Here is a 13,271-nt window from a genome sequence, read left to right as displayed (position 1 = left end):
CCTTCAGAGCTGGACGTCGGCGGCACAGCGGAAACCGAGGTTGCCGCCGGAGCTGTCGGGTGTGTTGGCGGTGCGGGCGGCGACGCGGTAGCGGTTGCAGTACGACTCGTGGCAGAGGTACGAGCCGCCCCGCATGGACCGTTCCGACATGCCTTCGGCGAACGGGTCCGCGCACCACTCCCAGACGTTGCCCGAGGTGTTGTAGAGCCCGTAGCCGTTGGGCTGGTACGCGTCCACCGGTGCGGTGCCCGCGTAGCCGTCCTCGGTGGTGTTGTGCACGGGGAAGCGGCCCTGCCAGATGTTGCAGCGGTGTTCGCCGCCCGGGGTGAGTTCGTCGCCCCAGGGGTAGCGGGCCTGGTCCAGCCCGCCGCGCGCGGCGTACTCCCATTCGGCCTCGGTGGGCAGCCGGCCGCCCGCCCACTGGCAGTAGGCGTTCGCGTCGCGCCAGGAGATGTGGACCACGGGATGGTCCGACCTGCCGTCCAAATCGCTGTCCGGCCCTTCCGGATGCCGCCAGTACGCACCGGGCACACCACACCACCAGGGGGTCTGCGGCGGCCGGGGCGCGGTCTTGCGCACCTGGCCGGGCAGGAACTTGGCGAACACGTAGCTCCAGCCGAACCGTTCGGCGTCCGTGCGGTACCCGGTCGCCTCGACGAACTCGGCGAACCGGGCGTTGGACACGCAGTACGGGTCGATCGCGAATGCCGCCACGACCACCTCGCGGACCGGCCCCTCATGATCTTCGGGGAACCCGTCCTTGTCGTCGGTGCCCATGCGGAACGTTCCACCCGGCAGCACGATCAACTCGCCGAGATCGCCTCCGCCGCTGGAGACCGCGGTGGGGACGGGCGCGGTTCCGTCATCTGGCCGGGACGGGGCACAACAGTGGTCCATAAGGGCTCCTTCCACTCCCCTCTGGACATTAGCCGTCATCGTTCCGCCCCCGGCGTGGGCAGGTCGACCTTCGGCCGGCGAGGGTCCGGGGCGAGCGGCACGACGTCGGCCGTCTCGATGAGCCGGCGCAGCAGCTCGCTCCGCATCCGCTCCTCGACCTGCGCGAACTCCGGCCGTCCGGCCAGGTTGATCCGCTCGTCCGGGTCGGCGATCCGGTCGTAGAGCTCCGGCGCGTCGTACAGCCGGTGCACGTACGTCCACGAGCGGTCCCGGACGGCGGTCGCCTTGCCGACGAGCCGCGGGTCCGCGTGCTGCAGGTCGCCCTTGCGGTCGTACGGGAAGCCGGGACGCTCCAGCTGTGCCTCCTCTTCGAGCGTGAAGCCGCCCTCGCTGAAGGCGTACTCGCGGTGCGGCGCGCCCTCGCCGCGCAGCCGGGGAACGAGGCTCCGGCCGAAGTGCCGGTGCGTGTCGACGGGCACCTCGCACACGTCGAGCAGGGTCGGGAACACGTCGATCAACTCGACCATGTCCTCGACCACCTCGCCGGCGGGGATGCCCGGCCCGGCCAGGATCAGCGGATCCCGGGTGATGTTCGCGGTCATCGAGGTCGGCCACTTCTCGATGAGGCCGTAGTCGCCGAGGTATTCGCCGTGGTCGGCGAAGAAGGCGGTGATCGTGTCGTCGGCGTGCCCGGCCCGCTCGACCGCGTCCAGGACGCGGCCGAGGTGGGCGTCCATCCGGGACACCATGCCGTAGTACGTCGCGGTGATCTCCCGCCAGTGCTCCGGCGTCGCGCGTTCGAGGCCATAGGCGTCGCGCAGGGGCTGGTGGAAGGACGGCTCCGGGCCGTCGGCCGGGGGGACCGGGTCCGGCATCGCGTCGCGGTCGTACATCGAGAACCACGGCTCCGCCGCCTTGAACGGCACGTGCGGCGCGAGCAGCGGGACGAACAGCAGCCACGGCTCCCGCGGGGCGGCGGCCAGCCAGGCCTCGGCGGTGCGGATCGCGGCCTCGTCGAAGTCGACGGCGTCCTCGACCCGCCCCGCGTAGAAGGTGCGCGCGGCGAGGTCGCTCTCGTACTCGAGGTCCTTCGCCCAGCGCATGCCGGCCGGCTCGACGGCGAAGCCGTACTCGTCGACGCTGGCCTCGGTCCCGCCGGGCGCGAAGGTGTCGCCGCGCTCCCCCACCCAGGTGACGTGGTAGCCGTTGTCCCGGAAGGTCTTGAGGAAGTTCGGCTCGTCCGCGCGCAGCAGGTTCGTGAGCGTGCGGTGGCCGGCCACGTGCGGGTACCAGCCGGTGAGGAACGACGCGCGGCTCGGCGAGCAGACCGGATGCTGCACGAAGGCGTTGGTGCAGCGGGCGCCACGAGCGGCGAGGCGGTCGATGTTCGGCGTCCGGACGTGCGGGTTGCCGAAGGCGCCCACCGCGTCGGCCCGCAGCTGGTCGGGTACGAAGACGACGACGTTCGGCCGCCCGGCGCTCATTTCGCATCCTTCCGGTCGGGGACCCGCAGCGTCTCCACCTTTCCGGTCAGCGGCAGATCCGTGTTCGAGGCTCCGGCATGCACCAGGAACGCGCCGGACTCGTAGTGCCACGCGCCGTCCCAGTGCGCCAGCGCACGCGCGCCGACCTCGACGTCCGCCTCGACGGTCTCCCCCGCCTCGGCCCGTACCACGGCGAACCCGGCCAGCCAGCGCATCGGCCGGTCGATCTCGCTCTCCGGCCGGGAGAGGTAGACCTGCACCACCTGCTTGCCGGCACGGTCCCCGGTGTTGGTGACCCGCACGGTCACCGGCAGCGGCTCGCCCGCGTCGACCGACTCGGGCACCACGAGATCGTCGAAGCGCCAGGTCGTGTAGCCCAGGCCGTGGCCGAAGGGATACGCGGGCTCGCGGCCGGCCCGCAGCCAGCCCCGGTGACCGACGTGCACGCCCTCGGCGTAGTCGAGCCCGCCGTCCACGGGACGGGTGGACAGCACGGGCACGTCGGCCTCGGCGGCGGGCCAGGTGGTGGGCAGCCGGCCGCCGGGTTCGGCGACGCCGAGGAGGACGTCCGCGAGCGCGTGCCCGAAGTCCTGCCCGGGGAACCAGGTGAGCAGGATCGCCGCGACCTGGTCCCGCCACGGCATCAGCACCGGAGCGCCGGAGTTGACCACCACCACGGTCCGCGGGTTGACGGCGGCGACCGCGCGCACGAGCTCGTCCTGCCGGCCGGGCAGCACCAGCGAGGTACGGTCGACGCCCTCGCTCTCGACTTTGGCGGTGGTGCCCACGACCACCACCGCGACCTCGGCCGTGCGCGCGGCCTCGACGGCGCGGGCGATCTCGGCGTCCTCGTCGTCGGCGCGCACCTCGACGCCGAACGACAGCGACACCGACGAGGTACGGCCGCCGACGCGGGAGGTCAGGTCGTGCACGACGCGGAGCAGGACCGGCCGGTCCGCCGTGAGGTGCACGGGCGCCGAGGTCGAAGGCGGGGCGAACAGCCCGGCCCCCATGATCGTGTCCCCGCCGGTCAGGTCGGCTTCCAGCACGACGGCGCCGTCGACGAAGATGGTGCTGCGGCCGACAGAGGCGACGCCGAGGTGCGTGCGCCCGGTCGCCTCGGGCCGGTACCGCGTGCTGAGCTCCAGCGTCGTAGATTCCGGCGGGCCGCCGCCGAACCAGAGGAGATCGGTCGAGCCGCGGTCCTCGGCGAGGAGTTCGTTGCCGTCCGCGTCGAGGAAGCGGGCTCGTACGCCGGGCTCGCCGGTGACCGGGTTGGTCAGCGTGTGCAGGGGCAGCGGCAGGGGGCCGTCGGTGATGACCGTGCCGCGCTCGTACCGGATCTCGGCCTCGGGCAGTGCCTCCCGCAGTCCTCGCAGCGGCGGCACGACCGCGAGCGGCACCACCCGGGCGCTGCCGCCGCCCTGGGTGCGCGCGACCTCGGCCGCCTGCCCGATCACCGCGATCGACCCCGGGCCCGCCGAGGGCCAGGGCAGCTCGCCCTGGTTGCGCACCAGCACCATGCCGTCCGCGGCCGCCTCTCGCGCGAACCCGTCGTCCGAGGGCGGTGTCATCGAGGCGGCGGTCACCTCGCCCAGCGCGCCGACCTTGGCGGCGAGCCACAGGATGCGGCGTACCTTCTCGTCGATGACCGCCTCCGGCACGCGCCCCGCTCGTACCGCCTCGACCAGGGCGGCGCCCCACGGACCGTTCGGGCCGGGCATCGCCAGGTCCTGTCCGGCGAGCGCGCTGGCCTCGGTGCTGTGCACGGCCGTCCAGTCCGAGACCACCGGGCCGGCGAAGCCCCACTCGGTCGAGAGCGGGTCGCGCAGCAGGTCGTTCTCGCTCATCGTGGTGCCGTTGACCGAGTTGTAGGCCGACATGACCGCCCAGGCCCCGCCCTCGCGCACGGCCATCTCGAACGGCGCGAGGTAGATCTCGCGAAGGGTGCGCTCGTCCGCGCGCACGTCGGCGGTGTACCGGTCGGTCTCGGACTCGTTGGCCACATAGTGCTTGGGCACCGCGGCGACGCCGTATCGCTGCACACCGCGCACGAACCCGACGGCCAGCGCGCCGGACAGCAGGGGGTCCTCGGAGAAGCACTCGAAGTGCCGGCCGCCGAGCGGGCTGCGGTGCAGGTTGATCGTGGGCCCGAGCACGGCGTGCACGCCCTTGGCGCGCGCCTGCGCCGCCAGCACCGCGCCGTACCGCTCCGCGAAGGCGACGTCCCAGGTGGCCGCCAGCGCCGAGGCCGACGGCAGGCTCAGCGACGGGTCGCGTTCGTCCCAGTGCTCACCGCGTACCCCGGACGGGCCGTCGGACATGAGCATCGAGCGGAGTCCCACCGCCGGCTCGGCGTGTGTGCCCCAGAAGGTCCCCCCGGTGAGCAGCCTTACCTTCTGTTCCAGGTCGAGCTCGGCGACAAGGGCGTCCAGCATCGAATTCCTTTCGGTGGTGATCGTCAGACGCGGGCGGCGATGCCCCAGCGCGTGAGCTCGAGGATCCGTTCCCGTGGTACGACTCCGCAGCGATGCGCCCACTCGGCCCACGCGTAGGCGAGCTCGCGCACCAGGTCCGGGTGGTCGGCGGCGCGGTCGGCGCCTTCGACCGGGTCCGCGTCGAGGTCGTACAGCTCCCAGTCGCCGGGGTATTCGCGGACGAGCTTCCATCGCCCGCGGCGTACGGCGGCGTTGCCGATGTGCTCGTAGAACTGGTACCGCTCCCCCGGATCCGGCGTGCCGTGCCAGGAGCCGAACATGCTGTGCCCCTCCAGCGGCAGCGGTGACCGGCCGGGGAACGAGTCGGGGTAGGAGGCCCCGGTCACCTCGAGCACCGTCGGCATGAAGTCGGGCAGGTAGTGCGGCGTGTGGACGATCTCGCCCGCGCGCTCGCCGAGCCCACGCGGCCAGTGCGCGATGAACGGGTCGGCGATGCCCCCTTCGTGCGCCCACCGCTTGAACATGCGGAACGGCGTGTTCGAGACGTTCGCCCAGCCCCGCCCGTACATCATGTAGACGTCCTCGCCGCCCGGCATACGGTCCGGCCGGCTACCCACGTAGATCTCGCGGCCGTCACCGGTGGCGGCGGGCACGGCCTTGAACCCGCGCGCGGCGTACTCGCTGCCGAGCCCGACCGGGAACTCCTCGGCGCAGCCGCCGTTGTCGGACAGGAAGACCAGCAGGGTGTTCTCCAGCCTCCCGGCGGCGCGCAGCGCCTCGACGATCCGGCCGATCCCGCGGTCCATGCACTCGACCTGCGCGGCGTAGACCTCCATCCGCCGCTGCTCCCACGCGAGGTGCTCGACGTCCTCCCACGCCGGGACCTCCGGGTCGCGCGGGCTCGGCGCGACGTCCTCGGGGAGGATCCCCAGGTCCCGCATCTTCGCCACGCGGCGCGCCCGCACCACGTCCCAGCCCTCGCGGTACCGGCCGGCGCAGCGCTCGATGTCGCTCTCCCGCGCGTGCAGCGGGAAGTGCGGCGCGGTGTAGGCCACGTAGCAGAACAGCGACCGTTCCGATGGGGTCGTCCGGACGAAGTCGACCGCGGCGTCGGTGATGGCGTCGGTGTAGTAGAAGTCCGGGTCGGTGCGCGCCTCTTCCGAGACGTCCTGCTCCCCCCGGGTGAGCCGGAACGGCGCGAAGTAGTTTCCGCCCCCGCCGGGAGTGCCGTAGAACCGCTGGAACCCCCTCCGGGTGGGCCATGCATCCGACGGTTCGTCCATCGCGTGGGCGAGGTGCCACTTGCCGCTCATGCACGTGGCGTATCCGGCCGCCCCGAGCACCTCGGCCATGGTCAGGCACCGGTCGTTGAGGCTTCCCGGGTAGCCGCCCGGCCCGTCGTCGCCGTTCAGCACGCCGATCCCGGTCTGGTGCGGGTGCAGGCCCGTCAGCAGCGAGGCCCGCGACGGGCTGCACCGGGCGGTCGTCGTGAAGTGGGTCATGCGCACGCCGTCGCGGGCGAGCGCGTCGAGGTTGGGCGTCTCGATCTCGCCGCCGTAGCACCCCAGGTCGGAGTAGCCGAGGTCGTCGGCGAGGATCAGCACGATGTCCGGTCGATCGGTCATCCGGCCAGCGCTCCTTCCGCGAGCAGCTTCTTGTGCATTTCGCCCGGGAAGTGGCAGGCCGCCCCGTGCCGGTCGTCCGCGCCGGGCGGCAGCTCCGGCGCCTTCTCCACGCAGATCGTGCGGTCGGGGTGGGCCAGCGGGCCGATCGGGCAGCGCGTACGGAACCGGCAGCCCGACGGAGGGTTCTTCGGGCTGGGCAGGTCGCCGGTGAGCACGATCCTCTCCCTCGGCGCGTCCACCGAGGGAGAGGACGACAGCAGGGACACCGTGTACGGATGCAGCGGCTCCCGGTACAGCCGCTCGGCCGGCCCGGTCTCCACGATCTTGCCGAGGTACATCACCGCGACGCGGTCGCTGATGTTGCGCACCACCGCCAGGTCGTGCGCGATGAAGAGGTAGCCCAGGCCGAGCCGGTCACGCAGGTCGGCCAGCAGGTTCATGATCTGCGCCTGGATCGAGACGTCCAGGGCCGAGACGGGCTCGTCGAGGATCAGGCCGGCGGCTCGACCGCGAGCGCCCGGGCGACGGCGATGCGCTGCCGCTGACCGCCGGAGAAGGCGTGCGGGAACCGGTCGAGGTGCCGTTCGGCCAGCCCGACCAGCTCCAGCAGCTTCACCGACTGCTCCCGGCGCTCGGCCGGCGGCACGCCGCGCACCTCCAGGGCCTCGTCGAGCACCTGCCGGACGGTGCGGCGGGGGTTGAGGGACGCGTAGGGATCTTGGAACACGTACTGCAGGGCGCGATGGGAGGCCGTGCCCGGGTCCTGACCCTGGATCGTGATGGTGCCGGCGGCGGCCCGGTTGATGCCCACCGCGGTACGGGCGAGGGTGGACTTGCCGCAGCCGGACTCCCCCACCAGGCCGACCGTCTCGCCGGCGCGTACCCGCAGGCTCACGCCGTCGACGGCGTACACCGGGCCGCGCCGACTGCCGACGTTCACGCGCAGGCCGTCGATCTCCAGGACCGGCGGCCGGTCGGCGGCGACGGCCCGCTCGGTCGCTTCCAGGGGCTCGGCGGCGGCCTGGTCCTCGGTCACGGGGAACCAGCACGCGGCCTCGCGTCCGCCGTCCAAGGACGTGAGGGCGGGCCGCGTGGTGCGGCAGGTGTCCTCGGCGCGGGCGCAACGCGGGTGGAAGGCGCAGCCCTGCGGCAGCGTCGCCGGGTCGGGCGGCTGCCCCGGGATCGCGAACAGGCGCCGCCCGGCGACGTCGTCCAGCCGGGGCATCGCCCGCAGCAGGTCCCGCGTGTACGGGTGGGCCGGCGCGGCGAACACGTCGGCGACCGTCCCGGTCTCGACGATCCGGCCGCCGTACATCACCGCGAGCTCGTCGCACAGCTCGGCGACCACGCCCATGTCGTGGGTGATCAGCAGCACCGCGACCCCGATCCGGTCGCGCAGCTCGGCCAGCAGCCGCAGGATCTGCGCCTGGACCGTCACGTCCAGCGCCGTGGTGGGCTCGTCGGCGACGAGCAGCGCCGGCTCGTGGGCCAGCGCCATCGCGATGACCACCCGCTGCCGCATACCGCCGGAGAACTGGTGCGGGTACTCCCCGGCCCGGCGTTCGGCGTCCGGAATGCCGACGAGCGCGAGGAGCTCCACGGCGTGCTCCCGGGCCTTCCGGTGCGGCGTGCCGTGCACGATGAGCGCCTCGGCGACCTGGGCGCCGACCGTCGCGACCGGGTTCAGCGACGCGTGCGGGTCCTGGAACGCCATCGCGATCCGCTGGCCCCGGATCGACCGCATCTCGCGCTCGCGCAGGGTGAGCAGGTCCCGTCCCTCGAACCGCACCGTCCCGCCGGTGATCCGGCCGGGCTCCGGCACCATCCGCATGATCGTGCGGGCGGTGACCGACTTGCCGGAACCGGACTCGCCGACCAGGGCGACGATCCGGCCACGGTCCACCCGCAGTGACACCCCGTCGACGGCGACGGTCGATCCGAACTGGACCCGCAGGTCGTTGACTTCCAACACGGTCATTTCCGCGTCACCGCCTCGTTGAGGGCATCGGAGAGCAGGCTGAACGACAGGGCCAGCAGGATGAGGACCAGGGTCGGCCCGAGCACGTACATCGGTGCCAGCGACAGGAACCGGACCCCGGTGTTGAGCAGCATGCCCAGTGAGGGTTGCGGCGGCTGGATGCCCAGGCCGACGATCGACAGCCCGGTCTCCAGGAAGACCGCGGTCACCATCGAGATCGCGGCGTGCACGATGATCGCGTCAATGGAGTTCGGCAGGATGTGCCGGACCAGCACCTTCCGCCGCGAGATCCCGAGCACCCGCGCGGCCTGCACGTACTCTCGGCGTTCCTGCGCCAGCATCGCCGCCCGTGCCAGGCGCCCGAACCCGGGCAGGCCGTAGATCACGATGGTGACCAGCAGGGCCCAGAGGCCGGGCTGCATGATCAGCACGATCACGATGCCGAGGATCAGGCTGGGGAACCCGATGATGATGTCGAACACCCGCTGCATGAACATCCCGGCCGTCCGGGACACGGCGCCGAGGACGCCGAGCGTGGTGCCCAGCACCATGCTGACCGGCACGCCGACGAACAGCAGCACGAGGTCGGAGCGGAGGCCGTACAGGGTCCGGGTGAACACGTCGCGGCCGAGCTCGTCCGTGCCGAACGGGTGCCGCCACGACGGGGACAGGAAGGTGTCGGAGGACTGCTGGTCGTAGCCGTGCGAGAACAGCGGTATGAGCAGGGCCGCCAGCACGAGCAGGGCCAGCAGGCTCAGGGCGAACGCGCCCCGCGGCCTGCGCACCGCGGTGAGGTAGCGCCGCCAGCCCTCCCGTACCGTCTCCTGGGCGACCGGTGGTGCCGCCTGAATGGTCGTCGTCATGCGGTCGCGCCTTCCAACCGGATTCGGGGATCGAGGACGGACAGCGCGATCTCGGTGAGCAGCTGGAAGATCACCGCGATGGCCACCGCGAACAGGATCATCGCCTGCAGTACCAGGTAGTCGCGCTGGTTGACGCTGGTCACGGCCAGTGCGCCGAGGCCGCTGCGGGCGAAGATGGCCTCGATGACGATGGCTCCGCCGAGCAGCTCGCCGATCCGCATCCCGAGGCTCACCAGCGCGCTCGCCATGGAGTTGCGGAGCACGTGCCGCAACGTCACCCGGAGGGGCGAGGCGCCCTTGGCGATCGCGGTCTGCACGAACTCCTCCGACCGCGACTGCCACATCGCGCTCTGCAGCAGCCGGGCGATCTGCGCGGCCTGCGGCAGGGCCAGCGCGAAGGCGGGCAGCAGCAGGTACTGCACGCCGATCTCCGGGTCGGTGAACATCGACACCTCGCCGCTCACCGGAAGTACGGTCCAGGCCACGCCGAGCAGCAGCACCAGAAGCAGGCCGGTGAGGAACGGCGGCACCGCGAGCAGCACGGAACACGCCACGTCGAGCACGCTCTTGGCGAAGCGGCGCCGGGCCGAGCCCGCGGCCACTCCGAGCGCCATGCCGATCACGACCATGAACACGGCCGCCAGCACGGCGAGCTGGATGGTGCTGCCCAGCCGGCTGCCCATGAGCTCGGTCACCGGCCTGCCGGTGGCGTACGACCGCCCGAAGTCACCGGTGAAGATGCCGCCCATCCAGTGGAAGTACTGCTCGGCGAGCGGCCGGTTGAGGCCGAGGTCCCGGCGGATGGCGGCGATGTCGGCCGCACTGGCGTCGGGGCCGGCGGCGGCCACCGCCGGGTCCCCCGGCGCCAGCCGGGGAAGAACGAACGCGAGGATCGACGTGGCGAACAGCACCAGCAGGGCCGAGGGAAGCCGGCGCACCAGGAATCTCGTCATGATCACACCAGGTAAGTGCTGTCGAGGAGGAAGCTGCCCACGACGTCGAACCGGAGCCCCCGGACACGCTGGGACTGCACGCTGATCGAGTTCGACATGCCGAGCGAGTGGATGAACGCCTGGTCCTCCATGTAGGCGGCCAGCCGCCGCACCGCCGCCGGGCGGTCGGCGGCCGAGGCGGTGAGCGCGGCGTTGACCGCGGCGCCGTACTCGGGCGTGGTGAAGTGGGACGGGTTGTGGCCGGGGGTGAGCATCGGGCTGGCGCTGACGATGGTGGCCGCCGACATGTCCGCCATGCCGATGCTGTTCAGGTACGCCTGCCCCAGCGCCCCCTTGACCAGGCGACTGCTGAAGTCCACGTTCTCGTACACCCTGGTCGCCACCCGCAGACCCGCCGCCTCCAGGTCGTAGCGGACGATCTGCGCCGTGCTCATCACCCCCAGGGTGTTGATCACGTCGATGGTCACCTGGGTCCCCGCCACCCCGGCCTGGCGGAGCATCGCCTTCGCGCGGGCCGGGTCGTAGCGGTACGCGGCGGCCTGCGCGGCGTCCCAGCCCGGCTCCTTGCGGCTCCACCACAGGCTGCTCGTGTCGCCGTAGCCGGCGAAGACCTGCTTGACGATGCGCTCGCGGTCGATCGCGTACGCGACCGCCCGCCGGACCTGCGGGTCGTTGAACGGCGGGGTCGAGGTGTTCAGGCCGAAGACGTACGCGAGCGAGATCCCCCGGTTGACGTGGAACCGCTCGTCCTTCGACAGCCCCCGGGCGTCCAGCGGCGTGATGCCGAACACCACGTGCGCGCGCCCGCCGCGCACCGCGGTCACCAGCGCCGTCGGGTCCGTGAACACCGGCTGCTCGACGCGGTCGAGGTACGGCCGCCCGGGCACCCGGTACGCGGGGTTGCGCACCAGCGTGAGCTGCGACCCCGGCGTCCACGACTTCCACACGAACGGACCGGTGCCGATCATCGCCCGGCCGCTCGCGATGCCCGCCGCGCTCTCGCTGTCCACGATCATCGCGTACTGGAAGAGGTCGAACAGGTTCGCGGCCGGCCGCTTCAGCCGGAGCCGCACCGTGTGGGGGTCCGGCGCGCTCATGTCGTCGATGAGCAGGGCGATCGGCTTGACCTGCGACTGCGCCACCGGCTGTGTGGTCCGGCGCAGGGAGAAGATCACGTCCTGCGCGGTCATCGGCCGTCCGGAGTGGAACCGTACGTCGTCCCGCAGGTGCAGGGTGACCGTACGGCCGCCGTCGCCGAGCTCCCACGATCGGGCCAGCACCGGCTGCGGCACGCCCGCGGAGTCGTACGACGTCAGCGGCTCGAACACGAGGCCGCGCCAGGCGATGCTGATGGGTCCCTGTGACTGCACGGCTGCGGGTTTGGCGTCGATGTTCACGCCCATGACGAGTGTGCCGCCGCGGCGGGGACCGCCGCCCACGGCGCCGCGGGCCTCGTCCACCGCCAGCCGGCATCCGGCGACACCGGCCGCGCCGACCCCGGCCATGCCGAGCAGCGCGGCCCGCCGGGAGAGTTCCCGGCCTGTCGAGCCGAACTCCATGAGTGGCCCTGCCTTCCTGCGCCGTCGCCGGCGCCACATCCGCCCACGTCAGGTGGGTGCGATGGAGTGTAGGCAGAGAAAACCAATCAAGTGAATAGTTTGTTACCGCTTCGTTACTTTTACGGTTCCGGCGCCAGTCCGCGCAGGTAGGCCTCCAGGAAGTCCGCGAACGCCGTCCTCATGTCCACCGCGTCCGGGTCGTGCAGCCACTGGATCTGCAGGCCGTCCATCGCCGCGATGAGCACCGAGGCCGCGGCCGACAGGTCGACGTCGGCCCGGATCTCCCCGCAGTCGCGGGCGTCCCGCAGGCGGCTCGCGACGCGTTCGCGGATCGTGGTGTACCGCTGGAGGAAGTACGGCCGCGCCGGATGCCCGGCCCCCACCGACTCCCCGGCCAGCACCGTGTAGAGCCGGACCAGTTCGACCTGGCGGGCGTTCAGCTCGACCAGGTCGATCAGGTACCGGACCGCGTTCAGGCCGTCGCGGCGCCCGAACCGCTCGTTGAACGCCTCCTGCTCTTCATCCCGTAGCCGCAGCACCTCTTCCAGCAGCTCGTCCTTTGACGAGAAGTGGTGCAGCAGGCCGGCCTGGCTCAGCCCGACCATCTCCGCGATCTCCCGCATCGACGTCGCCCGGAAGCCTTGCTCGGCGAACGCGTTGAGCGCGGCGAGGAGGATCTCCCGGCGACGAGCACGGCCCTTCGCATACCCCCGGGACGTTGAGGACGCACCATTCGATGACATACGAAGAAAGGTAGCCAACGGTCATCCGTACGGCGGCCGGGCGCCTGGGCGTGCTAACTCTCGACGAACGTGACCGTCTCGTCGAGCGGCGCCCGGCCCGTACGGACGTGACCCTCCGTGCCGTCCTCGAACCCGATCGACATGCCGCAGAAGAGGATGAGCTCGTCGGGGGGTGAGAGGATCTCGGCGACGGTCTTGCGATACACCGACCACGCCATCTGAGGGCAACTGTGCAGCCCCTCGGCGCGGAGCAGCAGCATGACGGTTTGTAGATACATGCCGACGTCGGCCCATTGGGGCCGGCCCAGGTCGCGGTCGATGTAGCAGAACAGGGCGGCGGGTGCGCCGAAGCAGTCCCAGTTCGCGGAGGCCGCCCTCTGGCGCGCCTCCCAGTCCTCGCGGGGAATACCGAGTGCGCTGTAGCGCTCCTGGCCGAAGGCGGACCGGCGCTCGCGGTACGGGGACTTCAGTTCGGGCGGGTACATCTCGTACTCCCGCTCGTCCCAAGGGTCGCCTGCGGCGACGCGCGCGCCGGCGCGCTTCTTGAGCTCGGCCAGCGGCCCACCGGTCAGCACGTAGGCGTGCCATGGCTGGAGGTTCGATCCGGACGGCGACCAGGCCGCGGCGGACAGCACGCGCTCCAGCACCTCCCTCCGGACATACCTGTCGGAGAATCCGCGAACCGCCCGTCGACTCGTTACCGCCTCATAGACGTCCAACATCGCCTACCT

11 protein-coding genes are annotated in these 13,271 nt (G+C 71.8%); all 11 read right to left on the bottom strand.

Annotated features, from left to right (window positions below):
* Positions 1-3: 3 nt before the first annotated feature.
* The gene (locus ACYVF7_RS24375) at positions 4-897 is read right to left on the bottom strand and encodes a formylglycine-generating enzyme family protein (RefSeq protein ID WP_460344928.1); all 894 of its coding nucleotides are present in this window, start codon (positions 895-897) and stop codon (positions 4-6) included.
* A gap of 35 nt (positions 898-932) precedes the next feature.
* Entirely contained in the window at positions 933-2,381 is a 1,449-nt protein-coding gene (locus tag ACYVF7_RS24370; protein WP_460344925.1) for a sulfatase-like hydrolase/transferase, read from the bottom strand.
* Entirely contained in the window at positions 2,378-4,819 is a 2,442-nt protein-coding gene (locus tag ACYVF7_RS24365) for a beta-glucosidase family protein (protein WP_460344923.1), read from the bottom strand. The genes ACYVF7_RS24370 and ACYVF7_RS24365 overlap by 4 nt, the downstream gene beginning before the upstream one ends.
* Before the next feature lie 23 nt (positions 4,820-4,842).
* A complete protein-coding gene (locus ACYVF7_RS24360) occupies positions 4,843-6,444 on the bottom strand; it encodes an arylsulfatase (protein WP_460344920.1) in 1,602 nt (533 codons plus the stop codon).
* Positions 6,441-6,884 carry an oligopeptide/dipeptide ABC transporter ATP-binding protein gene (locus tag ACYVF7_RS24355; RefSeq protein ID WP_460344917.1) on the bottom strand — a complete coding sequence of 148 codons (444 nt, stop codon included), beginning with the start codon at positions 6,882-6,884 and terminating at the stop codon, positions 6,441-6,443. Before ACYVF7_RS24355 ends, ACYVF7_RS24360 begins: the two co-directional genes overlap by 4 nt.
* 50 nt (positions 6,885-6,934) lie before the next feature.
* Entirely contained in the window at positions 6,935-8,422 is a 1,488-nt protein-coding gene (locus ACYVF7_RS24350) for a dipeptide ABC transporter ATP-binding protein (protein ID WP_460344914.1), read from the bottom strand.
* A complete protein-coding gene (locus tag ACYVF7_RS24345; RefSeq protein WP_460344911.1) occupies positions 8,419-9,285 on the bottom strand; it encodes an ABC transporter permease in 867 nt (288 codons plus the stop codon). The genes ACYVF7_RS24350 and ACYVF7_RS24345 overlap by 4 nt, the downstream gene beginning before the upstream one ends.
* Positions 9,282-10,238, bottom strand: a complete 957-nt coding sequence (locus ACYVF7_RS24340; protein ID WP_460344908.1) for an ABC transporter permease — start codon at positions 10,236-10,238, stop codon at positions 9,282-9,284. Before ACYVF7_RS24340 ends, ACYVF7_RS24345 begins: the two co-directional genes overlap by 4 nt.
* Before the next feature lie 2 nt (positions 10,239-10,240).
* Positions 10,241-11,797 (bottom strand): ABC transporter substrate-binding protein, encoded by a 1,557-nt coding sequence (locus tag ACYVF7_RS24335; protein ID WP_460344904.1) that lies wholly within the window; start codon positions 11,795-11,797, stop codon positions 10,241-10,243.
* A 119-nt stretch (positions 11,798-11,916) separates the two neighbouring features.
* Positions 11,917-12,540 carry a TetR family transcriptional regulator gene (locus tag ACYVF7_RS24330; protein WP_460344901.1) on the bottom strand — a complete coding sequence of 208 codons (624 nt, stop codon included), beginning with the start codon at positions 12,538-12,540 and terminating at the stop codon, positions 11,917-11,919.
* 53 nt (positions 12,541-12,593) lie between these two features.
* On the bottom strand, positions 12,594-13,262 hold the full coding sequence (locus ACYVF7_RS24325; RefSeq protein ID WP_460344898.1) for a nitroreductase: 669 nt from the start codon (positions 13,260-13,262) through the stop codon (positions 12,594-12,596).
* Positions 13,263-13,271: the final 9 nt, after the last annotated feature.

It is taken from the genome of Actinoallomurus acanthiterrae (assembly GCF_054775715.1).
This window is presented reverse-complemented; position numbering and strand designations above follow the sequence as displayed.